At 44.8% G+C, this 20861-nt stretch carries 14 protein-coding genes; 8 read left to right on the top strand and 6 right to left on the bottom strand.

What is annotated here, in order from left to right:
* Nucleotides 1–316: 316 nt before the first annotated feature.
* Complete coding sequence (astB, locus tag OCU35_RS18910; RefSeq protein WP_102555818.1) at nt 317–1672, bottom strand: N-succinylarginine dihydrolase; 1356 nt, start codon at nt 1670–1672, stop codon at nt 317–319.
* Nucleotides 1673–1692: 20 nt separating this feature from the next.
* Entirely contained in the window at nt 1693–2730 is a 1038-nt protein-coding gene (astA, locus tag OCU35_RS18905; protein ID WP_261826225.1) for an arginine N-succinyltransferase, read from the bottom strand.
* A 646-nt stretch (nt 2731–3376) separates the two neighbouring features.
* Between astA and OCU35_RS18900 the strand changes: the two genes are divergently transcribed.
* A complete protein-coding gene (locus tag OCU35_RS18900) occupies nt 3377–4117 on the top strand; it encodes a GMP synthase (RefSeq protein WP_017031776.1) in 741 nt (246 codons plus the stop codon).
* Nucleotides 4118–4186: 69 nt separating this feature from the next.
* Here the strand turns inward: OCU35_RS18900 and OCU35_RS18895 are convergent, their stop codons facing one another.
* From OCU35_RS18895 to glgX, 3 genes are all read right to left on the bottom strand, one after another.
* Nucleotides 4187–6013, bottom strand: a complete 1827-nt coding sequence (locus OCU35_RS18895; protein ID WP_261826224.1) for an ABC transporter ATP-binding protein — start codon at nt 6011–6013, stop codon at nt 4187–4189.
* 817 nt (nt 6014–6830) lie between these two features.
* Nucleotides 6831–8663, bottom strand: coding sequence for a sensor domain-containing diguanylate cyclase (locus OCU35_RS18890; protein WP_261826223.1), 1833 nt, complete (start codon nt 8661–8663; stop codon nt 6831–6833).
* 392 nt (nt 8664–9055) lie between these two features.
* The gene (glgX, locus tag OCU35_RS18885) at nt 9056–11056 is read right to left on the bottom strand and encodes a glycogen debranching protein GlgX (RefSeq protein ID WP_261826222.1); all 2001 of its coding nucleotides are present in this window, start codon (nt 11054–11056) and stop codon (nt 9056–9058) included.
* Between the two features lie 611 nt (nt 11057–11667).
* Here glgX and lamB point away from each other — a divergent pair.
* Together lamB and OCU35_RS18875 are read left to right on the top strand one after the other, a co-directional pair.
* Nucleotides 11668–12897: a maltoporin LamB gene (gene lamB, locus OCU35_RS18880; protein ID WP_102380720.1), complete on the top strand. Its 1230-nt coding sequence runs from the start codon at nt 11668–11670 to the stop codon at nt 12895–12897.
* 144 nt (nt 12898–13041) lie between these two features.
* Complete coding sequence (locus OCU35_RS18875) at nt 13042–13872, top strand: MalM family protein (protein WP_102485014.1); 831 nt, start codon at nt 13042–13044, stop codon at nt 13870–13872.
* Nucleotides 13873–14123: 251 nt separating this feature from the next.
* Here the strand turns inward: OCU35_RS18875 and OCU35_RS18870 are convergent, their stop codons facing one another.
* Complete coding sequence (locus tag OCU35_RS18870) at nt 14124–15914, bottom strand: alpha-amylase family protein (protein WP_261826221.1); 1791 nt, start codon at nt 15912–15914, stop codon at nt 14124–14126.
* A gap of 248 nt (nt 15915–16162) precedes the next feature.
* On the opposite strand from OCU35_RS18870, the gene OCU35_RS18865 reads away from it, so the two are divergent.
* From OCU35_RS18865 to OCU35_RS18845, 5 genes are all read left to right on the top strand, one after another.
* Nucleotides 16163–16804, top strand: a complete 642-nt coding sequence (locus OCU35_RS18865) for a tetratricopeptide repeat protein (protein WP_261826220.1) — start codon at nt 16163–16165, stop codon at nt 16802–16804.
* 31 nt (nt 16805–16835) lie between these two features.
* Nucleotides 16836–17129 carry a hypothetical protein gene (locus OCU35_RS18860; protein ID WP_133126486.1) on the top strand — a complete coding sequence of 98 codons (294 nt, stop codon included), beginning with the start codon at nt 16836–16838 and terminating at the stop codon, nt 17127–17129.
* A gap of 104 nt (nt 17130–17233) precedes the next feature.
* On the top strand, nt 17234–17884 hold the full coding sequence (locus OCU35_RS18855; RefSeq protein ID WP_102451282.1) for a YjbF family lipoprotein: 651 nt from the start codon (nt 17234–17236) through the stop codon (nt 17882–17884).
* A gap of 17 nt (nt 17885–17901) precedes the next feature.
* The gene (locus OCU35_RS18850; RefSeq protein ID WP_261826219.1) at nt 17902–18681 is read left to right on the top strand and encodes a capsule biosynthesis GfcC family protein; all 780 of its coding nucleotides are present in this window, start codon (nt 17902–17904) and stop codon (nt 18679–18681) included.
* On the top strand, nt 18678–20861 hold the full coding sequence (locus OCU35_RS18845) for a YjbH domain-containing protein (protein WP_261826218.1): 2184 nt from the start codon (nt 18678–18680) through the stop codon (nt 20859–20861). Before OCU35_RS18850 ends, OCU35_RS18845 begins: the two co-directional genes overlap by 4 nt.

Here is a 20861-nt window from a genome sequence, read left to right as displayed (position 1 = left end):
CTCAAAAAGATTCTTTTTCTGACAGCTTTAAGCTTGCAGCTGACAGCTATGTTCAATAAAGAAAAACCCAAGGTGGATAGCCTTGGGTATGGAGAGTGGGTCTGATATATGTAAGTTAGCCAACTGATACAGATAAGACCAAATTTATGAGGCTTTAAGCTAAGCCTTCTCATTTTGTAGTCGTTGAGAATGGTGACTACAAAATAATCCTATCTGGATTTTAGTCGCAAATCTACTCAATTTGTAAACAAATCAAGGTATATCAATAGAGTGCAACTAATTTCATACTTTGTTGCACTCTATTTTGCGTTTCCGGTCATGCTCCTGTCTTCTGGAAGTCATACACCGAACCTAGTTTCAGTATCTGAGTGAGCTCATCCAGTGCCGACTGGCTCTCTGTTAACAATGCAGGGTCTACCAGGTCTTGAGCTGAAATAGAGTCACGATAATGCGCATCTACCCATTGATTTAGCGTGGCAAACAGCGAGTCATTCATAATGACAGACTGGTTCATCGCCGCTTGCTCTTTAGGAGAAAGAACCACACGTAAACGCAGACACGCTGGGCCACCGCCATTTTGCATACTCTGCTTCAAGTCAAAACAGAGTAATTCATCGATGCCTTGCTTGCTGGCAATTAAGGTTTGCAGGTAATCAGAGACTTGCGGGTTTTCTTCACATTCTCTAGGAACGACCAACGCCGTTTTACCGTTTGGTAGGCTGAGCAATTGGCTGTTAAATAAGTAACTTCCTACTGCGTCGGCAACCGATACTGCAGAGTCAGGAACTTCTATGACATTTAATGGCTTATCTAGCGCGGTACTTAGGCTGTTATAAACAGCGTCTTTGTTTAAAAAAGCGTGTTCGTGGCAGAACATGACGTCTCTGTTACCCACGGCAATTACGTCATTGTGAAATACACCCGCGTCAATAACATCAGGATTTTGCTGAGCAAACACGACTTTATCTTCCGCTAAGCCATGTATGCGAGCGATAGCAGAGCTTGCCTCTAACGTTTGGCGTGCCGGGAAGCGTTTTGGTTTTGGTATTGCACCATTAAACGCACTCTCACCAAACACAAAGAACTCTACACCTCGGTCACCGTACTCATTACAGAAGCGGGTATGATTTGCGGCACCTTCGTCACCAAAATAGTTACTAGATGGAAGCGCATCATGGTGAGCAAAGTGGTTAGCGTCACTGAACATCCCCTTTAGGATTCGACCCGTTTGTGGGTGTTCAATCGAGCGATGAAATTTGTTGATTAGGTTTGCAGGCGTAAAGTGCAGTTTGCCATCGTGAGTATCGCTGCTTGGAGACACAGTCGCCGCGTTTGCTGTCCACATGCTTGATGCAGAGCAGCAAGCAGCCAAAAGTGCAGGTGAATGCTTAGCGGCTTGTTTTAACACTGCAGCGGTATCACCGGTAAAGCCTAATTGACGAAGTGTGCCGATATCAGGGCGAGCAAGAGGTGCGATTACGCCCTGAACCATTCCAAGGTCGTGCAACGCCTTCATTTTTTTTAGGCCTTCTTTGGCCGCTAGTTTAGGGCTAGATGCCTTGGTTTGATTGTTCTTCGAGGCAAGGTTTCCGTCAGAAAGACCAGCATAGTTGTGAGTAGGGCCCACAAGACCATCAAAATTGGCTTCAACATGTTGGGTTGAGTTGTTCATCTTCACTCCTTGAATGGATTCTACTCTTGCTCTGCTAGAGCGTTAAACAGTGGAACAAACGGCGCAGAATCGCCTTCTTTTAGCTGCAATGTATCTGCAAGCTTGGTATCCATAATGATGGTATTACCGTCAAATTGAATCGCTTTGGTTGCTAGGGCTCTAAAGTGCTTCACTTTGCCATTGCTGACTAGGTAAGGTATCTCGCTTGGAGTGATGTCTTCAGCCACTTTTACCGTCGCTAAGCGTTGTTCTCGAACCGCTCTAATATCCCTGACTTGTGATTCCAACATAGGGCCTGCATCGAAAATATCGACGTAGTGATTGAAGCGGAATCCTTCTGACTCCAAAAGCTTGCGTGCTGGCAGAGTGTGTGGGTGTGTGTGACCAATCACTTCTTGAGCTTCTTCTGGAAGCAAGTTGGTGTAGATAGGGTTCTTTGGCATTAATTCAGCGATGAACACCTTATCGTGCATCGATAACTTATCTGCGATTGCAAAGTCTAGGTTGAAAAAGTGACGTCCTAGGCCTTCCCAAAATGGTGAGCTCCCTTCTTCGTCGCTAAAGCCGCGCATTTCAGCAATAACAGTAGAATCAAAGCGTTGTTGGTTTTGTCCCATGAACAAAAAACGACTCTTAGAAAGCAAATGGCCGTTGTAGCCCTTTCTTGATTCAGGAAGCAAAAACAGAGTGCACAACTCAGTGCATCCTGTATGGAAATTGCTGAGGCTTAGGGTTTGCACCTTGCTGTATACATCAAGTTCACGAGAGGCATGGACAGTAGTGTCTAGGTGATAGCTGTAGAAAGGGTCCTGTAGGCCGACACCGGCTTGAACTGCACACGTCCCTACTAATGCTTGTTGTTCTAGATCTTCAGCAACAAACAAATAGTATCCATCTTCCAGAGGAGTGTCGCTCTCAAACGCAGCGCAACCATCTTCGATCATCTGGTCGATGCGCTTTGGATCATCCTGCATTGAGGTGAAACCAGTACCTGTTTGTTTCGCTAATTCCGCCAGTCCTTGACGATCGCTTGCTGTAATTGGACGTATCAACAGCATAATAAATGCATCCCTTGCAATCTAAAATGAGAAGTCACAATACAGGCTTAGAAGGGCTTAGCAAGCCTCAAATATTCATTGTGATTGAATAACCCCTTTATTTATTCACTCCTTATGCAGTTTGGGTATCTAGGTATTCAGTTATTGTCGATTTAAAGGGTTGACGTTATAGAAAGCGAGTGACTATTTATGAGATCCCATAAATAGAGCAATAATTTCAAATTCCATTCCGAAAGTGTGATCTGTCGTCAAGTTTGCGCTTTGGTTTTGTGGTTGTTTTTTGAGCTTGATTCTTTGCCAATTTATCGCAGTGGAGAGAAATAAGCGCCTATACTCGTTAGGGTCTGTTGATCTTTTGAGGTTATTTTTGTAGCGATTTGTTGGGTATTAATACAAGGCGGTCGCTTTTAGGTGTGGTGGTTCCACATGAAAAGTGACTAACGCGGTAGAAATGCCCAACAAAGCGCTACCCGAAGGGCTCGACCAGAACCCATTTACTCATCGTTGAGCGACTTTTGCTTAGATGACTAGGCGGCAAGTCCCTCGCCTTGATTAAATGGCTTCTGGTCGAGCAAAATTTAATCGCAAAAGGTCAACAGACCCTAATGACTAGGCGGAATTCTCATAGGATAAGCGAGGGCGATGGATGAAAATAGGGATTCTAGTATGCGGGCATTTAGCGCCAGCACTTTCTGAAAATTACGGTCAGTACTCAAATATGATCGCGTCGGTATTCAAAGCGGTCAACAATGAAATCACCTTCTACGAATATGATGCATTCAATCAGCAGCTGCCTGAGCTAGAAGATTGCGACGGCTACATACTCACAGGGAGTGTCTGTAATGCGTATGATAATGACCCCTGGATCTTAGGATTAATAGACTGGATTCAACGCTGTGAAGCAAGACGTAAACCCTTGGTGGGTATCTGCTTTGGTCATCAACTCATCGCTCGTGCACTTGGTGGTACAGTGGAGAAATCATCCAAAGGTTGGGGGCTGGGCAACTATGACGTGAACATTATTGCCCAAAAGCGCTGGATGAACCTGTCTATCGATAGGCTAAGAATGTTAGTGAGTCATCAAGATCAGGTGATTACTGTTCCTCGAGGGATGCGCGTTGTTGCCTCCAATGATTTTTGTCCAAACTTTATGCTGGCAAAGGACAATCATATATTCACCGTTCAGGGACACCCTGAGTTTTCTATGGAGTTTACCGCCGAACTCATCGAAATGCGTAAACACCTAATTAGTGAAGAGCATTATCGTTCCACCTTTGAACAGTTAAAAGAAGCGCCCGATTCAGCCATTGTGTTGCATTGGATTGATGCTTTTTTTGTATTCAATACTCAGTCGATTCAAGAAGAAGGCTTTCAGCAGGCAGGGTAAAAAGAAAAGGCCTAGAAATTCTCTAGGCCTGATTTGCTGAAGAGTCGAATAATTTAAAGCGTAATAAACCTACTGTGCAATAAACCCACCAGTTTGATGTGCCCACAACTGTGCGTAGATGCCCTTACCCTGTATGAGTTCTTGATGGGTTCCTTCCTCCACTATGTGCCCCTTATCTAGAACGATGAGTCTATCCATAGCGGCGATGGTTGATAGACGGTGCGCAATGGCAATAACGGTTTTCCCTTTCATCAATTCATTCAGACTCTCTTGAATAGCAGCTTCAACCTCTGAATCCAAAGCGGACGTTGCTTCATCCAGTACCAATATCGGTGCGTCTTTTAACAGCACACGAGAGATGGCAATTCGCTGACGCTGTCCACCTGAGAGCTTCACTCCTCGCTCTCCCACTTGAGCATCATAACCAAGATTACCAAACGGGTCGGTGAGTGTTTCGATGAACTCATGGGCATGTGCTTGCTTGGTCGCGGCAATCAACTCTTCCTCACTTGCCGTCGGGTTGCCATACAAGATATTTTCTCGAATGGAGCGATGTAACAGCGAGGTATCCTGCGTCACCATGCCGATATTGCTACGTAGCGAGTCTTGAGTAATGGCTGAGATGTCTTGTTGGTCGATGCTGATCTTGCCTCCCTCTACATCGTGAAAACGCAACAGAAGGTTGACTAAGGTTGATTTACCCGCGCCGGAGCGTCCAACTAAGCCTACCTTTTCTCCAGGTTTAATATTCAAGCTGAGATTGCTTATGACGCCCTTATTTTCACCATAGTGAAAGCTAACGTCATCAAAATGTATTCCACCGTTCTCTACTTGAATAGGTTTCGCATTTTGTTTGTCCTTGATGTCTATAGGTTTCGAAAGTGTCGCCATACCATCAACAGTAGTGCCCATGTTTTCAAACAGTGCGCCCACTTCCCACATGATCCACATCGACATTCCGTTTAGGCGCAGGGCCAAGCTGATTGCGATGGCAATGGCGCCAATGCTGATGGCATTGTCCATCCATAACATGATGGAGATGGCCGCAATAGCGAACACCAATACATAGTTCACCACTTCAACCATCACGTTAAAGCCGGTAACAAGGCGCATCTGGCGATGAACGGTATCTAGGAAGCCCTCCATGCCTTCTTCGGCATACTCGGTCTCACGTTTACTGTGAGAAAAAAGCTTAACCGTTGCGATATTGGTATAGCTATCGACAATGCGTCCCGTCATCGTTGAGCGTGCATTTGCTTGCTCTGAAGAGACCTGTTTTAGGCGAGGTACAAAGTAGATCTGAATACCAATATACGCGAGCAGCCAAGCTAGCATAGGCAGCATTAAGCGATAATCTGCTTGAGCGAGAAGCACTATGATAGAGGTAAAATACACGCAGACGTACACAAATACGTCCAGAGTCTTCATCACTGTTTCTCTTACAGAAAGGGAAGTTTGCATTACCTTAGTGGCTATACGCCCTGCAAAATCGTCTTGGTAAAACGATAAGCTCTGCTTAAGCAAATAACGGTGTGCCATCCAGCGTATAGACATTGGATAATTGCCTAGCAAGGTCTGGTGTTGAACCAGTGAATGCAAGGTGACTAAAATTGGCATAATGATCAGTACCAACACACCGTAGGTGATCAGCGTATTGGCATTGTCCTGCATAAAGGTGTCAGGATTGCTCGACCCTAGCCAGTCAACAAGTTTACCCATCATGCCAAATAGGGACACCTCAACAATGGCGACTATGGTACTGAGTAGTGCCATCAGTAGCAGAGGCTTTTCAAATCCCTTGGTGTAATAACGACAAAACGCGAAAACCGTATTTGGCGGCTGTTCAGGTTCGTTTTTTGGGAAGGCTTTGGTGAATCCTTCGAAGATTTTATACATACATCAATCCTAAAATACACCTTGCTGAGAGACGGTAAGAAAAGCGAGAGCAAGGCTTAAATAGTGTTTTTTAAACAGACACTTAGATACATAGGATAGTCGATGATGGGGGAAAGAACATCTGAAGAATGATTCTTTTATCTTTGAACTGATAGCTGTCAGCTTACAACCTTCAGCGATCAGTTTAGAGCTAAAATAGTCAGCCCCGAGTGTTCTTATCGGAGATCTAGTTATTACATTGCTAGTTAGACTGAACAGCAGATGCTCGATAGAACACTTCGAGCATGACGGGGGGCTCTGTCATCTCCGAGTGCTCCTATCGGAGATCTAGTTAATACACTGGTAGATAGACAGCACAGCAGATGCTCGATAAAACACTTCGAGCATGACGGGGTGGGTTCTGTCATCTCCGAGTGCTCCTATCGGAGATCTAGTGATTATATTGCTAGGTAGACAGCACAGCAGATGCTCGATAGAACACTTCGAGCATGACGAAGTTGAGCTTTGTCATCTCCGAATGCTTTTATCGGGGATCTGGTGAGTTCAGTAGTTGAAGAGGTCTCCAATAAAAGACTTTGGAGACGACGAGAGTTGCCATTTTTGACAGCTGATAGCTAGAAGCCTTCAGCGATCAGTTCAGAGCTAAAATCGTCATCCTGGAAAGTTCTCAGAACTTATCTGGAATGCCAGCCCAGCGGGATCTTAGAGAGTGCCGAACCAAGCCATGTGCATCCTAAGGTTCTGGATAACCCTATTGGGTTTCCAGAATGACGACGAAGATAGGGTATCGGCAATCACCCTATCTCCCAGACAATCATCAAGAAGCGGCACTCATGATGGCAAGGTTCTTGCCGTTTTGCTTGCCTCTGTCTGTGGCTTGTAGTGATGACGAAAGCGTCTTGTCTACGGAGTCACGTAGGTGAGATACACCAATGCTGACAGTAAAGTTAACGTTGACGGTATCAAAGACAAGCTTATGCCTTTCAATGGCTTCACGAAGGTTCTCTGCCAAGCTAAATGCGTGTTGCTGATCCACGGCATGATAAAGCACACAGAATTCGTCGCCGCCTGTTCTAGCCGTTGATAGTGTGGATGGCGCAGGGAAGTGCTTCGAAATCACACTCGACATCTCCAGTATCAACTGGTCGCCGCAGGTATAGCCGTGCTTATAGTTAATCAGCTTCAAGTCATCGACATCAATAGTTAGGAGGTACACATCACGGTGACCCTTGTAGCGGCTGATCTTATTGCGCAGTGTAAACAAGTTATCTTGATTTGTTGTCGCATCACGCTGTAAAACTTGCTGTTGAAACAATACGTTAGACAGAGAAGTTTCGATGAAATTCTGTAGTAATTTCATCAAACTTGGGAATGTCTGGAATCTACTCTCAAGGAAAATCACGCCAGTAAGCCCATTGTGTCCATGTAAGGGTACACGGTAATACTTGGCACTAAACTGAATCTGTTTGGCCAGCGGATCTTGGCTTCCTGATCGTTGATACTTCACTTCACTTGTCAGTAAGTCTAGAGCGTATTCTTTATCAATGAGTAGCGATTGCTCTTGTCCATGATAATCGACAGTGTAAAACGTCTGACTCTCGTGATTGTAAAGGCAAAGTTGAACACGTCGACGTGTGCAGAACCTTTCTAATAGAGTCTGAACCTGTTTTTTGAACTCGAGTAAAGTAGTTGCTTTTGACAAGTCAGCGAGTGCTACCTGTAGCTGCTTGTTCAGGTAATGAAAGATAGATACGAATAGCAATAAGCTCAGTGCTACGAAGCCAATAAGCAGTACTGAATAGCTGTGAGCAAACAGGTCAGAACGAGATATTGACGAGAAATAGATCCAGTTCATGCTATTTCTAGCGTTGTAGGATGCAAGTTTTGCATCACCATGGAAGAAATAGTTGATTGAACCGTACAGCTGGTTGTTCGGCAATGCACTGTCTGGATTAAAGGCGTAGCTTGGTGTATCGGAAAAGTAGTAGCTAACGGGTTGAGTTCTTTCATCTTGCGAGAGCTCACCGGCAATTGAATACTTATAAACAACCGCCATTTCTCCAATCCTATTTGGATTAGGGTGGAGTATCACCTTGCCAGTCGCTCTATCAACAATAAACACATTGCCACTGTTTAGAGTGCGCAGGTCGATGAACGCCTGACTTGCATACATCAGATCAAATTCAATAATGTATTGTGGAATGCCTGCAGGGTTTGTCTCACGTAGGCCAACAACCCAACGACGGTTCTGGCTGCGATAAAGGCTCGATATCTGAAATCGATTGTCCATAAAGCTGATATCGGTCCAGCTAGCGTCCTGCATATCAAACGCAGTAGCATCGGTGTTATACATGCTGGCATTAAAAATAGCAGTTTCAGATACCGCTGAGTTTGTGCTTGGGTCATAGCGCAAAATATCATTGTAATTCTCGGTATTACGGATGATATCGACAGCATTTAGGTTTGCGGCACTAGGATCTTCGAGCTCAGCGGAGCGATTTAGGGATGAGAAAATATTGACGCTATTTTTCAATTGCGCCTGGATCAGCTTTGAAGCTGTTCTGAGGTTAGCTTGTGTTTGTTTCAGCGCATCATCTTTAACACTGGCATAGTGCTGATAAGCAACGAAAATCAAAATTGTACTGAGCACAACCACATAGGGTCGCATAAGCCGAATAATAGTTCTTGGTAAAGCCATACTGAGTTCGTTGTTGTTAATTTAGTTGAGCGTTGAACGCCATTAAGTTTCGCGGTTACTTTTTGTCCGCTTTGAAACGAAGGGCGATTGTATATTAATTTAATGTGTGATCAAGCTCTCATTTGTTTGCTGGCATGTAATGACAAGGGCCATATTAAAACGTGTTTCCATATTTGTAGTCTTGATATAAAACAGGGGGAGGTCGGGTATGTCGGTTCTTTTGTCTGCGAATGACTGATACCAGAGCGAGAAGGTATTGGTGAATAGGTAGGGGAGGTGTATGTATTTTTAAGAAAAAAATAGCCCCAGCAAAGGCTGAGGCTAAGTGTAAGGGATGAGCGCTACTAGGCTTCTAAGGTTTCTTGTTTAACTGGCAGTATCTTTGCCGGCCCTTTAGCCTTCAGAATCACCATAGACTGAGGCTTGAGTAGCATATCTCTGCTGATGGTACCTTTGCCTGTTTCTGATTCACCAGTATCACAAATCAATGTCCAGCGATCGGTTCCACCATCAGGTAACTTGAAGCGAGCAGGTGTTTGCGATTGGTTGATATAGTACAGCAGCTCTGCACCATCTTTACCGATACCTAGCTTCAACGAAACAGCGTTCAGTTGATTCCAGTCATCCATCTCCATCAAGTTGCCATCTGGGCGATGCCAACTCACTCGGTTGTCGTTACGGGTTTCTCCGCTAAATGCTTCAATGAATGGGATCATGTGTTCGCGACGTGCTTGTAGCATATTCGCTAGCCACAACTTGAAGCTCTCTTCATGGGCTTCAAGTTCCCAATCTAACCAACTGGTTTCATTGTCTTGGCAATAGGCGTTGTTATTGCCCTTTTGGGTGTGTGACACCACATCTGCGGTAAGAATGTGAGGAATACTGAAAGAGAACAGCAGGCTACTCATGAAGTTACGCTTGCGCTTTTCTCGCAATTGGATGACATCAGCGCTTGGCGTTTCACCCTCCACTCCCAAGTTATCTGAACGGTTGTCACCATGGCCATCATGGTTGTGCTCACCGTTCTCCTCATTGTGCTTCATTTTGTAAGACACTAAGTCCTGCATGGTGAAGCCATCGTGGTAGGTGATGTAGTTGATAGTCATCTTATGTGGCCAACGGCTTGCGCTGTACAGGTCACGTGAGCCCATGATGCGAGTGGCAAACTCTTTCAAGAAGCCTTGATCGCCTCTCCAAAAGCTTCGAGTAATGTCGCGGAACTTATCATTGCATTCATTCCAACCATCAGGGAAGTTACCCACTTGATAGCCATTTGGACCGATATCCCACGGTTCCGCAATCATCTTCGTCTCTTTAAGAGCAGGGTCTTGTGCTACCGCCTTAAAGAAAGCAGCTTCACGATTGAAGTTATCACCGTTGCGACCCAGAGTTGCCGCAAGATCAAAGCGGAATCCATCAACCTTGAACTCTTGTACCCAGTAACGAAGGGTATCCATGACTAAGGTCAGCGCGGGTTGGTAATTAAGATCGACCGTATTGCCACAGCCAGTGAAGTTAGCGTAGTGGCAACCGTGCTTAAGGTAGTATTGATTGTCTAGTAATTTGAGGTTGAAGACAGGACCACCATCACCACCTTCAGCGGTATGGTTGTAAACCACATCTAAAATGACCTCGATGCCATTTTTATGTAGCTCACGAATCGTGGTTTTTAGCTCTTGAACGGCATCGGTATCTGCATAACGTGGATCTGGCGCCATAAACACATAAGGGTTGTAACCCCAGTAGTTGACCTTTTCCATATCCAGTAGATGCGGTTCATGCATGCAAGCGGCCACAGGCAGCAATTGTAAGCAGTTGATGTTTTGTTCTTTGTAGAACGCAAGCATCTCGTCACTTACCAGGCCTAGATATTTGCCTCTATGCTGAGAAGGAACCTTCTTATTGAGCTTTGTCAGTCCCTTAGTATGAGTCTCGAACAACACTATTTCAGAGCGAGCTAAACGAGGGTGCTCGACTTCTTGCCAGTCAAATTCTGATGAGGTGACGACAGACTTGGCCATTGACCAGCTTTTTTCGTTAGAAAATGGCGTCTTATAGTTGAGAGGTTCGCTCAAAGCTTTGGCGTAAGGGTCTGACAGCAGGATCTTTTCGCCATTTGGGTCAATGACGATGAAGCCGTATTCTTGGCCCGCAGTAACACCCTCTATATAGATGTGTTTAATGCCAGCGTAGTTTTCGGTAATTGGGTAGGCTTTGAACTCACCTTTGGAGTCGAAAAGCGCTAGAGAAATCTCTTTGCAGCTAGGTGCATGAATAGAGAAGTTACATCCACTTTTATCTAATTCAGCGCCTAGCGGATAGGGGCGCGATTTCTTACTACTCATTCGTTATTTTTGTCTTTTGTTTATTTTGTGAATGGTTTGAGGGTTAAGTTAAAAGGTTTGGCCAGTTAACGCAATAGTGGATTGTGGGATGAAGCCTGTTCTGAGCAGGTTTTAATTCAAAATATTGAACAGCGTACACTATCTATAGGATGGCTAACTTACCCATTTTTACTGGGCTGGTAGGGGAGGGCTCACTAATAAAGCTCTAAAAAGAGCTTTAGACAAGGGTCGTTGAGATCTACATCACGAAATATACTATTTAACGAAATTAAATCAAAATCAGATGGAACTTTTAAATAGAGACATAGATCTAACTCTGCACACAATCAACTGTGACCTCTATCTCTAGCAATGAGGGATCTCCTCCTTAATTGTGTGATCAACTATACAAGTAGCTAGATCTACGCCCCCTCACCCCCTCCCTACTTCCCCCGCTATTTAGCCAAAGGAGGAGGACTCCGACTTTTATCGTTAGAACTATTATCTCTCCTGTCGAATAAGAACAGTTTTCGCACTTACATTTTTGGTTGGCTGTATTAACGGAATGGACTGTTAAGCAATTAAGAATGTATTAGAAAAACAAAAAAAATCGTTTCGGGAGTTAACGAATAATGAAAAAGGTAAACCTACTAACAGCAGCGGTTACAGCTGCCCTACTATCTACATCAGCTATGGCTGTAGAGTTTAACGGTTACATGCGTGCTGGTACTGGTATCAGTGGTAACAGTGGTTCTGATGTATCAGTAAACAAAAACGGTATTGGTCGTCTAGGTAACGAAAACGACAACTACTCTGAGTTTGGTCTTGCTCAAGATCTTCAAACTGGTGAAGTTAACTGGCGCATTGAGTCAATGATTGCTTCTGGCGCTCCAGGTGCAAACGGTTGGGAAGACGCTGACTTCAACGTTGCACAGTTTGCTGTGAAAGCACAAGGTGCTCTAGCATTTGACCGTGGTGCAACACTTTGGGCTGGTAAAACATACTACCAACGTAAAGACATCCATATCACTGACTTCTACTACTTGAATACATCAGGTACTGGTGGTGGTATTGAAAACATCTCTATTGGTGATACTAAGCTTTCTGTAGCACTTGTCCAAGATGGTGATAATACAACTCAAGGCCCAGATGCAGGTAACAGTGATTCTTCAGGTTTCATCTTTGATGCGCGTCTAGCAAACATTGGTCTATGGTCTGATGCTAACCTAGAAGTTGCTCTTGCTTACAACTTCGCAGTAGATAAAGATTCTGGTGTATCTGAGCAAGCTGATGATGGCCTACTAGCTACATTGATTCTTCAACAAGGTCTAAGCAATGGCTTCAACCAAACTGTATTCCAATATGGTACAGCTGGTTACGGTGTTCAGGCTGCTAACTTCTGGGGTTCAGGTTCTTACTACGCTCGTGGTACAGACCAATTTAATGATTCTACGGGTTACCGTCTATTGAACTGGGGTGTTATCTCAATGGGCGACTCTTGGGAAATGGGTCACCAGTTAGCATACCTAGCAGGTCAAGATATTGGCGACGGTGTTTCTCAGCATGATATCGACCAGTACTCTGTTGTTGTTCGTCCAATGTACAAGTGGAACGACACTATGCGCACAGTATTCGAAGGTGGTTACAACGCTGGTGAGCGTCTAGGTGGCACTGGTACTGAAGACTTCGGTAACGCTAAAGTTACAGTTGCTCAAGCATGGGCAATGGGAAGCAGCTTCTGGGCTCGTCCTGAGATCCGCGTATACGGTTCTTACATCCTAGATACAGAAAATGATGATGCATTTGGCACTGGCAACGACACTGAGTACGTTGTTGGTATCCAAGCTGAAGCATGGTGGTAATCAAACCGTTCTAGTTTGAATTAGGTTTATTGAATATAGCCGACGTTCAGTCGGCTATTTTTTTAAGGGCTTTACGCTTCTGTATTTGCTATAACAGGCAATTCGATTTCAAAGTCATTAAAAAAATAACAAAGGAAACATCCAATGAAATTACGAGCCTTAGTGTTAAGTTGTTGTGTGGCTCTTGCTGGTTGTGCAACCCAAGATACTATTCATCAAGTGGGGCAATCAGATGCCGCCGCTACTTCAGTAGCATCGCTAATCAAATCACCTTTTGCTCTTGATACTCAAGCATTAGTGACGATTGATCAAAGTACACAGGTATTGAGCAACGATGCCATTGATAGCCCTGTTGTTGCTTTTGAAATTCCTTCAAACCGTGGTCCATTGGAAATATCAGTAACCAGTAACATGACTTCTGAGAAGACATTCTTTTCTCCAGAAATCATGATCGTTTCTAACGATGGTGAAGTGATTGAGAAATACGATTCATCAGCATTTGAATATCGTCGTCCGCGTTTAGCGTGGGGTGATCGTCTAGTAGCTGAAATCAGATTTACACCGCCGGTTGATCAAAAGACGGTCACTATGTTGATCTATACGACTCCGGAAGAACTGGCTAAAACAACCGATCGTGTTGACCCGTACCGCGCTATGGTAGAAGGTCAGGGCGGTTACATGCCTGAATTGAAAGACATTCCAACCCCACACTCTAAAACGGGTAAGTTGGTTGTTGAAGTAGCAGGTGCAAGTGCTGGAATATTTGCAAAAGATGAAGCAGATAAAGGAACTCAAAACCTAGACGCAACGGTAGAGAAATCAACACAAGACTACTACCACAATGCTATTCGCAAGGCCGTCGAAGAAGACAACATGCCAAAAGCTCTTGCTCTGCTAGATGAAGCAAAAGAGCTTAACGTAGAAGGTGCTCAGCAAGTGTACATTGATGCACTAGAGGCTCGCCAAGCCAACTAAATTTTAACCCGAAATACTTTGTGTATTTGTCCTGTTAGCCAGAGAAGGTTTAAACCTTACTCTGGCTTTTTTTTGTCTTCATGATTGAAACAATGCAGATGTTGACGCTCCATCCAGCGGTTCGTCATTCCAACCTTGAGCTGGAATCTTAGGTGGTTCGGGGCTGGGTATGTGCACTCTAAGATACTGCTGGGCAGGCATTCCATCGTCCGCCAGTATGACGTCTGCTTTTGACGCAGTAGGTGAGTCAATTAAGCCAAGGTCAGCGCTACAGACCCACTTGGTGATAACTGCAGGTTAATCCTACCTTCACCATTGTGTACCTTCATTTTATAGATCGGGCCCTCTCCTAAGTTATCGAGGAGTGTATAGCTACCATCGTCAAGCCTCCACTTAGCTATGAGTTCTCGCGGTATTGTGATGGAAATATCAAAGGTATTTTCATTGTCGAAGTTTGCCGCCACAATTAAACACTCAACGGATTTCGTGGCTACAGCTGTGCGAGTAAACAAGTAGACACTGTCTCTGCCTTCGGTCAGTTGCTCTTCATTGGCTTGTTGTAGACTGTCAAAATCTCCAAGTAGAGATTTACACTGTAAAGTGAAGTTCATTAGCTTTGAGTAGAAATCTCGCAACGATTTCTCTTGCTCTGTGAGTTGTCCGCCATCGAATTTACCACCATTCATCCAACGTTGGTGATGGGGTACTCCGATATAGTCAAAGATGGAGGTTCGTGAAGGCTTGCCAAAGCCGGCATCTTCGTTAGCGGGCTCGCCAACTTCTTGCCCAAAATACAGCATGGTAGGCGCTGAGCTCATTAGGGCACTGACTACCATCGCGGGCTTTGCCAATTCTGCTTTGCCAGCAAACTGTGGCGATGCAATTCGCTGTTCGTCGTGGTTTTCAAGAAAATGCAGCATGTGCTGTTCTATATCGAACAATTCTTTTTGTACACTATCGATTGAAGATGTCGATTGCTCTCGCCGCATAACCGCTCTGAGGGTGTCATAGAGGCCAACTTTGTCATACAGGTAGTCCATCTTGCCTAGCTCGATATAGTCGCGATAAAGGCTAGGTTGATAGATTTCTGCCAATAAAAAAGTACCAGGAAATTGCCTTTTGATGCTGGAGTTCATGAAGCTCCAAAATTCAACAGGCACCATCTCTGCCATATCGTAGCGGAAGCCATCAACGCCAAGGGCCAACCAATAGAGTGCGATATCTCTAAACTTTCTCCACGAATCAGGTACTTGCTTGTCTTGCCAAAATTCGTAATGTTTCTGATAGCTTAGGCGTCGGTAGTGACCTGGAAGCTCCTCGAAATCCTTACTGCCGTCAGGGCGGATTCCATAATTTATTTTTACCGTTTCATACCAATCATTAAAACTAGGCTGAGCAGTGCGTGCGCCATTGCCTGTCCATCTGCCTGGATATTCGCAAAACTCTGGGTGTGAAGTAAAGTGGGGTTCTTCCCCTAGAGGTTCAAACTCCGCGGGTATATTAGGAATCACGAAGCTTTGCTTTGGAATGTAGTAAAAGTTGTTATCTGGAGCGTATTCAACACTTGCATCATCATTTACACCAAAGTCGGTGACGTTTTTGGGGTTATTTAACCCTCTGTACTGGCGCGCTACATGATTTGGGACAATATCAATGATGACTTTTAGATTGTGCTTGTGGCACCGCTGAATAAGTTGCTTGAACTCAGATAACCCCACTTCGGGATCGTCTGTTAGATCTGGGTTTACTGAGTAATAGTCTTTAACTGCGTAAGGCGAACCCGCACGCCCCTTCACTATAAGTGGATGATCGTTTTGAACGTTGATATTCGTATAGTCAGCAATAACGGCATGATGCGGAATTCCCGTAAACCAAACGTGTGTCATGCCCAATTTTCGGATTTCCGATAACGCTAAATCAGAAAAATCACTGAATTTCCCCAGCCCATTTTCTTCCTTTGTTCCCCAGGGTACATGCGCTGTCTTTTTGTTGCCAAACAATCGAGTAAATACTTGATAAATATTGAGCTTATTGTGTGCCATAGCTCTGAATCCGAGGTGAAAGATCTGCGTTATTAAACAATGAAGAATAGCGAGTATTGGTGACTTTGTGATTACAAAGGTTGAATTAAGTATGGTTAAGACTGAGAAAGTGAGATCTTGAACTATAATTTAACGGTGTCGTAGTGGCTAGGTTGAGTTTACTAGTCTAATGATACCCGCGCTTGGTATGTCCAAACCATCACAATGATGGAATGACAGACCGAGCTTTTGTCGCACGGAGATACTGTATGGATACAGTTACTGAGATGATTGCTACCGTCGGCTCGATTTTAGCCTTTATGATTGTGTTTTTAGGTGTTGCGAAATGGTTTTCAAGTCGCACAGAACGGGCAGAGAGACGACGACAAGCTGCTGAGCAGCAAGCTCACTTAGCTGAAGCGGAGCGTGTAAGAATTCATAAAGAAAAGGTCGCTCTTGCTGATAATGGACATTTGGCTAAGCAACTTGAATTGGCCCTAGAAAGTGAGCAAGCACACCCTAAAGAGGCGGTATATTGGTTTGAAAAAGCCGCTTTGCAAGATAGCAGAGACGGCATTGAAGGCATCGTAAGGGTGTGTGAATCAACGCCTGAGGATGTTGTACCCCAAGATAAATATCGTTACTGGAGAAATGCTCTCGATGCATTGAATGGTGATGAGCAAGCCGAGTATGAGCAGGGTATCGCTCTGTTCGAAGGATTTGGTATTCGCAGTAATATGGATAAAGGGATCCAGCTTATTGAGCACGCAGCAAACAGGCGTTGTGTTAGGGCGCAGATGTTTTTGGCTGATTGGTATAAATCGCCGGAAAACCCGTTAGCTGATGCAGAAAAAGCCAAGATGTGGAGAAGCATGTCTGAACACGTTGATTTTAACGAGCGCTCTAAATAGAGTGCGCTTGCGCTACTATAAGGTAGGTACTGTGAAGAGTTTTTTAGCACTATTGCTGGTGAGCTTTGCAAGTTTATCTTTTGCCGCTGAAGAGGTGGCAACGGGCACCGAAGGCGCGAGCACTTCAACTGGAGCCGCAACCTCTGCTACATCAACGACGGGTGCCACTACTGGAGGGGTTGCTGCAGGGACTGCCGCTACAACTCTCGCCTCGGGCACGGTTATTGGGGCCGTTGTGGCTGTGAGTGCTGTTGTTATTGTTGCTGGTGTAGCGATAGCCGATGCCGGAGATGATTCTCCTTCCACAACGGTTCAAAATCGGTAACGCCTAAAAAATCATATGAACCACTTCCAGCCAGGAAGTGGTTTTTTTTTGTCTGTAATCTATTGTTAATGAAGATTTTCTTTGGACTTTGCAGGGATAGCAAGATGACACAAAGGATATTACTGCTCTTTATCCTATCTTCATCAATCGTAGGGTGTTCGCAGAAATTTCAAGATGTAGGAGTGACAGTTGAGCAGTCGGTATGGGGTGCTGAGGATGTTGTTGTTGCTGATGAGCGATTACAAAAACTGCCATATGCCAGCCTTTATGCGCGTGTTGATCAAGGCCCTCAGATACACATGGTATTGGCTTATGCTGATACCCTCTCGGGTCAATCTTCTGTTGAATTGAAATGGGTAGCTCAAGATAGGGCTATGATTGTCACAGAAGGTGGGAGAATCACAAAGACTTTGGCTATGCCTGTTAATAATTTAGCGGAGGTCACTACACAGCAATATCCTTTTGGGTCAGATACCCCAGTCTCATGGCAAGCAACATACGATTGGCAACCTGGTTATCGCTATGGTTATCAGGCCACAATTACTCGCAGGCTAATAGGGTCTGAAAGCGTTGATACCCCCCTACAACAATTCACAACGAATCATTACATCGAGACAGTGTACTTCCAAGTTCTTGATACAGGTTTTGAAAATCATTTTTGGGTAGATCGTGATGGGAGGGTGATTAAAACCATTCAACATATAGGCCCAGACATGAGTAGTATTGAGCTCTTGTTAATCCGCGACTTTGGCTAATAGGCAGATAATGACGAATGATTAGCCCTCGCTCGATAGCATCTGCTTACGTAATCTTCTTATTAATGCTTTGTATAGGCAAGGCTTTGGCTGCGCCGATAACCGTGCAGTTGCCCAATCAAGAGATAGAGCTTTATTACTCGAAGGCTGTGCGACTAAGCCAAATACTGATTGATGCGCAAAGGATTGAACCGGACAGATTTGTACTCGCGAATCACTTAGCTTTGTTAGATAAAAAATCGGACATGGCTGCCGAGAAAAAAGATATCTTCAATCAGCTTGAGCAGAGAGCCAGCAAGCCCAATAACGAGAGTCTAAATCAATCCTCCCAAGCGATTTTAGAACAGCTTAAGCAGTTTACTTATCTTAGACGGTTGCCGTACAGGCTTGATGCTGACTGGGCTCGCAGCCAAATATCAACTGACCCTGTATTAGCCTTTCAAAATGAAAATGCAGGGCTTCGTTTTCGGCTATTACAATCAACAAGGCCCACACAAATTCGTTTGATGGGAGCCATAGATAAACCCACCCTAGTGCCATTTAAGCCTCATTGGCAGCTTTCAGACTATCTAGAGAATCACCATGTAAACCTGCTATCGGGAGCTCAGAAAAGCCTCGCTTTTGTTATACAGCCAGATGGCGAGATGACACAACTACCTTATGGCTGGTGGAACGGAAAAGAGGTCTACTTTGCCCCAGGTGCGACAATCTTTATTGGTCTAAGGAGCCTTGCTTGGGAAAACGAGGAGCTCAACCTTAAGATAGTCGAATTGCTCACTCATAAGGTGGGGCTATGAGGTTGCGGTATGGTGTCGTTATTGGACTGACATTGTTGGGTTCTATAAGCAGCGAGAGCTTGGCCGGTGATCTCTTTTATAGCGCGCAAGCAACCCCTTCTCAATCTGATTTTGGTGGTGTTGGCCTAATGCAAATGCCCACTGGCAGAATGGCGAGAGAGGGAGAATTTAGCCTAAACGGCACTTGGAATAACGAATACCATTTCTACAGTATTAGCTTGCAGGTGCTCCCGTGGCTTGAGACAACGGTTCGCTACACGCTAGTTCAAGATTTACTCTACAGTGGAGATACTGAATTTAGTGGTGATAACGAATTGGCTGATAAGGCGATTGATTTTAAGATCCGCTTATTGCAAGAGAGTCGTTATATTCCAGAGCTATCTATTGGCTTTAGAGACTTTGGTGGTACGGGGTTATTTGATGGGGAGTTTATCGCGGCCAGCAAGCGTTTTGGTCCTTTTGATGCAACGGTCGGCATCGCTTGGGGGTATTTAGGTCAGAGTGGCAATATCTCTAACCCTATGTGCTCAGTGGCGGATCGATTTTGTGAAAGGCCCAATGAGTATAGTGGCAATGGTGGTCAGTTTGATGTGGACCGTTGGTTTTCTGGGCCTGCTTCAATCTATGCGGGATTGGAATATCAGACCCCGTTTGAACCGCTCTCGTTTAAGGTTGAATACGATACCAATGATTATTCACAAGATGCCCCTGTAGTAAGAGGCACAGCCGATATGACTCAGCATATTCCAGTGAACTTTGGAATGGTTTATCGCGTAGACGATTGGGCGCAAATTCGATTCAGTTATGAGCGAGGCGATACGCTGGCGTTAGGTGTAACCTTATCCACCAACTTTAATGATCTATACGCCACCTGGGTTGATGAACGGCCACCGCGACTTGCTCAACAAAGAGATTCCTCTTCTACTACCGATTATGAAAAGCTGTCTCAAGAGCTCTATGATGTAGCGGGATATAAGGTGCACAGCATCAGGCAGGACGAGCAGCGAATACTCATTTCTGCAGAGCAAGAAAAGTACCGAGATAGAGACCTCGCCCGAAATAGGGCTGCAGTCATTACGCTCAACCATACGCCCCCTTCTGTAAATACCATATCTATTGTCGAAACCAATAAAGCTCTATTATTGACCGAGACGGATATTGATAGTCAGACTTTCGTGGCGGCACATGAACAGCAGTATCTCGATGTTAACTATGATGATTCAGTCTCAGTGAGCAATGTCGATGACGTTGATTCTAGCCCACAGTATGAAGACTTCGATCGATTCGATTATGCATTTTCACCGCAGCTTATACAGTCTTTTGGTTCTGCGGAGAGCTTCTACCTGTACAGTATTGGTGTTAATGCGGATGCTGGATATTGGCTCACCTCTAATCTGCAGATGAGTGGCTCGCTGTATCTCAATCTATTCGATAACTACGACAAGTTTAATTACATCGCCCCACCAGATGGTACTGATGTACCTAGGGTGCGAACCCTATTTAGGGCCTATGTGGATGAGAATCGTCTACGCATGAAGAATTTGCAGCTCACATGGTTTGAAGATTTTGGCTCAAACTGGTACACGCAATTGTATGGCGGGTATTTAGAAATGATGTTTGCAGGAGTGGGCGGAGAGGTCTTGTACCGCCCCTTAAACAGCAGCTGGGCGTTTGGTGTGGATGTGAATCTCATTTATCAACGCGACCCTGAATCATGGTTTGGGGTGTTTGATAGTCCTACTCAATATAGTGAGGTAGATCAGCGCTACTACAACGTTATCGATCAAGGTACCACAGGGTTTGTGACTGCTTACTATGCCCCTAAGTTGTCTTTGCTGGACGATACCTTGTTTAAGGTCGGAGTCGGTGAATTTTTAGCGGGTGACTACGGTGCGCGCTTTGATTTCTCCAAGCAATTTGACTCGGGTGTGATTGCGGGAGTCTTTGCCAGCGTGTCTGACTTAACCCCGGAAGAATATGGCGAAGGTAGTTTTACTAAGGGATTTTACGTATCTATTCCTTTTGATGTAATGACAGTGAAGCCTAGTCAAAACAGAGCCAACTTTAATTGGCAACCCATTACTCGAGATGGCGGACAGATGCTAATGCGTAAATATGAATTATTTGAGGTGACGGACGCAAGAAGCCCTTGGTATCAAAGGCCTCCTGCGAATCGTTAG

Origin of the sequence: Vibrio breoganii, assembly GCF_024346795.1 — a bacterium.
Classification (GTDB): domain Bacteria; phylum Pseudomonadota; class Gammaproteobacteria; order Enterobacterales; family Vibrionaceae; genus Vibrio; species Vibrio breoganii.
This window is presented reverse-complemented; position numbering and strand designations above follow the sequence as displayed.

Bases quoted from the DNA above. Each gene is read 5' to 3' on its own strand.
- astB (WP_102555818.1), bottom strand. From the start codon at position 1,672: ATGAACAACTCAACCCAACATGTTGAAGCCAATTTTGATGGTCTTGTG.
- astA (WP_261826225.1), bottom strand. From the start codon at position 2,730: ATGCTGTTGATACGTCCAATTACAGCAAGCGATCGTCAAGGACTGGCG.
- OCU35_RS18900 (WP_017031776.1), top strand. From the start codon at position 3,377: ATGAAAATAGGGATTCTAGTATGCGGGCATTTAGCGCCAGCACTTTCT.
- OCU35_RS18895 (WP_261826224.1), bottom strand. From the start codon at position 6,013: ATGTATAAAATCTTCGAAGGATTCACCAAAGCCTTCCCAAAAAACGAA.
- glgX (WP_261826222.1), bottom strand. From the start codon at position 11,056: ATGAGTAGTAAGAAATCGCGCCCCTATCCGCTAGGCGCTGAATTAGAT.
- lamB (WP_102380720.1), top strand. From the start codon at position 11,668: ATGAAAAAGGTAAACCTACTAACAGCAGCGGTTACAGCTGCCCTACTA.
- OCU35_RS18875 (WP_102485014.1), top strand. From the start codon at position 13,042: ATGAAATTACGAGCCTTAGTGTTAAGTTGTTGTGTGGCTCTTGCTGGT.
- OCU35_RS18870 (WP_261826221.1), bottom strand. From the start codon at position 15,914: ATGGCACACAATAAGCTCAATATTTATCAAGTATTTACTCGATTGTTT.
- OCU35_RS18865 (WP_261826220.1), top strand. From the start codon at position 16,163: ATGGATACAGTTACTGAGATGATTGCTACCGTCGGCTCGATTTTAGCC.
- OCU35_RS18855 (WP_102451282.1), top strand. From the start codon at position 17,234: ATGACACAAAGGATATTACTGCTCTTTATCCTATCTTCATCAATCGTA.
- OCU35_RS18850 (WP_261826219.1), top strand. From the start codon at position 17,902: ATGATTAGCCCTCGCTCGATAGCATCTGCTTACGTAATCTTCTTATTA.
- OCU35_RS18845 (WP_261826218.1), top strand. From the start codon at position 18,678: ATGAGGTTGCGGTATGGTGTCGTTATTGGACTGACATTGTTGGGTTCT.